At 64.7% G+C, this 2,578-nt stretch carries 3 protein-coding genes and 1 pseudogene; all 4 read right to left on the bottom strand.

Features of this window, described 5'->3' with window-relative positions; translation table 11 throughout:
- A pseudogene (locus EOA29_RS32575) lies at window positions 1–263 on the bottom strand (serine protease); the annotation flags it as partial.
- 145 nt (window positions 264–408) lie between these two features.
- Window positions 409–594: a DUF2065 domain-containing protein gene (locus EOA29_RS32570; RefSeq protein WP_126093147.1), complete on the bottom strand. Its 186-nt coding sequence runs from the start codon at window positions 592–594 to the stop codon at window positions 409–411.
- Between the two features lie 5 nt (window positions 595–599).
- Entirely contained in the window at window positions 600–1,553 is a 954-nt protein-coding gene (locus tag EOA29_RS32565) for a protease modulator HflC (RefSeq protein WP_126093146.1), read from the bottom strand.
- Window positions 1,553–2,578: FtsH protease activity modulator HflK (hflK, locus tag EOA29_RS32560; protein ID WP_127222153.1), on the bottom strand; the 1,026-nt coding region annotated here is incomplete at its 5' end. The genes EOA29_RS32565 and hflK, both read right to left, overlap by 1 nt.

The raw sequence follows: 2,578 nt of genomic DNA, 5'->3' as shown, positions 1-2,578 counted from the left end.
GACAGATCCTGGAAGGGCGAACCTTCGGGAAGCTGCGGCATCGGCACCGCGCCCGGGCCTTCCGTGCCTTTCACGGTTTGCGAGGTCGAGATGTTGACCACGGCGCCGAGCAGGCGTTCGGCGAGATCGGCGACCGAGGGCGGTCCGTCGGACGCGATCGTGGGCGTGACGAAAGACGGGACGGCAATTATGCCGACGACGAATGCGGTGGCGCCGGCGAAAAGCGTGCGCCGCGCCGCGCGCAACAGGGTGTCGGATATCATCGTGGCCTCCCGGTCTTTCTGAAGAGGAAAAGCGCTTCCGCAAAGGCGCCTGTCCAACTCATGTTGGCAAGAAATAAGGCACGTTTGCGGCTATAGCCATCGGCGGAAGATAAATCGTCAATCGTCGCGGCACCAAGGAAATTCGTCAGCCGCGCGCCAGCCAGACGATGCCGACGCCGATTGCGATTGCACCCAATCCGCCGACCCGCAGCACATTCTCCGGCATCGACAGCACTTCCGTCGCCAGTTTCCGGGCCAAGGCCGGGAACCCGCCATAGACCAGGCCCTCGATGACGAGGACCAGGCCGACTGCCGCGAGAAAATCCTGCACCGCCGCTACTGGGCGGTGCTGGGCTGCGGCGCCGGCACAGCCGGCGCCGACTGTTGCTCGGCCGGTTGGCCAGGCACGGGCTTGCTGCCCGGATCGCGGAAGTAGCGGAAGAACTCGGACTCCGGCGACAGCACCATGGTGGTTCCGGTGTTGTCCAGCGCGGTGCCATAAGCATTCATCGAGCGATAGAAATCGAAGAAGGCCGGATCGCGCTTGTAGGCATCCGCAAAGGTGGCGCTGCGCTGCGCCTCGCCCTCACCGCGCAGGATTTCCGATTCCTTCTGCGCCTCGGCGACGATCTCGACGACCTCGCGGTCGGCCCGGGCCCTGATGCGTTGCGCCGCCTCGTTGCCGCGTGCTCTCAGCCGCTCGGCTTCCGCCAGACGTTCGGCCTTCATGCGGTCGTAGGTCTGCTGCGAGACTTCCGCCGTCAGATCCGTCCGGCGAATGCGCACGTCCTCGATGTCGAGGCCGAGCGACGTCGCGTCGGGACGGAGCTGATCGCGCACCTCGCGCATCATGACGCCGCGCTCCTCGGAAAGTGCCGCCTCGAAGTCTCGCAGACCATAGACGCGGCGAAGCGCTGCATCGAGGCGCGTCTTCAGCCGGGCTTCGGCAAGTTCCACCTGTCCGGACACGGCCGCCCGGAAGGTGCGCGGATCGGAGATGCGATAGGCGATGAAGGCATCGACCTCGTAGAATTTGCCGCCGGAGACCTGGACGCGGATGTTGTCGAGGTCGAAGCGCATCACTTTCTTCTCGATCGTCTGAACGCTGTCGGCATCGAAGAAGGCGAACGGCGCCTTGAAATAGATGCCTGGCTCGGTCTTGACGTCGATAATCTCGCCGAATCTCAGCACGATGGCCTGCTCGCCCGCCTTGACGACGAACACCGACGAATAGAGCAGAAACAGCAGGACGGCGGCGATGACCGCGATGATGGGAAGACGGTTGGCCATCACTGGTTACCTCCCAGCACCGGCGCCGGCGGCGCCTTCGGCTGCAGTGCCGGCAGCGGCAGATAGGGAAGCACTCCCTGTCCATTGCCCGGTTCGACGACGACCTTGTTCGAGTCCTTCAGGATCCTCTCCATCGTTTCCAGATACAGGCGCTTGCGCGTCACATCGGGCGCCTTGGCGTATTCGTTGTAGACGGAGATGAAGCGCTGCGCCTCGCCTTCCGCTTCCTGCACGACACGGTTCTTGTAGGCGGCCGCGTCCTCGCGGATCTGCGCCGCTTGGCCGCGTGCTTGGCCGAGCTTCTGGTTGGAATATTGATTGGCCTGCTCGACGAACTTGTCCTCGTCCTGCTCGGCGCGTTGCACCTCGTCGAAGGCGTCGGCGACCTCGCGCGGCGGCGCCGCATCCTCGATGGAAATTGCGTTGACTTGCAGACCCGTCTTGTAGCCGTCGAGCGTGTTCTGGACGATCTCACGCACCGAAGTGGCGATCCCCTGGCGATCGTCGCGGAAAATATCCTGCGCCGGGCGCCGGCCGACGACTTCGCGCATGGCGCTTTCGGCAACCTGCGTCAGCATGCCGTCGGGATCGGAGACATCGAACAGGTAGGCCCTCGGATCGGAAACCTGATAGGCGACCGAGAACTGCACATTGACGATGTTCTGGTCGCCGGACAGCATCAGCCCGGAACCGCTGCTCGAGCCGCCGCCGATGCTGACGAGCTGCTCGGAAATCTTGGCCGTCTCGACCGTCTCGATCGGCCACCAGTGGAAATGCAGGCCTGGCTGCGAAAGCTCCGCTTTCGGCTTGCCGAAACGCAGTTCGACCGCGACTTCGTCAGGCTGCACGGTGTAGATCGCCTTGAAGGCCCAAAGCACGACGAGCGCGAGCGCAATCAGCCCGAGGACCGCCGGACTGGCGCCGCCGCCGCCCGGAAGAGCGCGTCGCAACCTGTCCTGGCCGCGGCGGATGATGTCCTCGAGGTCGGGAGGCGAACCCTGCGGGCCACTCGGCCCCCTCGGTCC

Source organism: Mesorhizobium sp. M1E.F.Ca.ET.063.01.1.1 (assembly GCF_003998155.1).
Lineage (GTDB): Bacteria > Pseudomonadota > Alphaproteobacteria > Rhizobiales > Rhizobiaceae > Mesorhizobium.
This window is presented reverse-complemented; position numbering and strand designations above follow the sequence as displayed.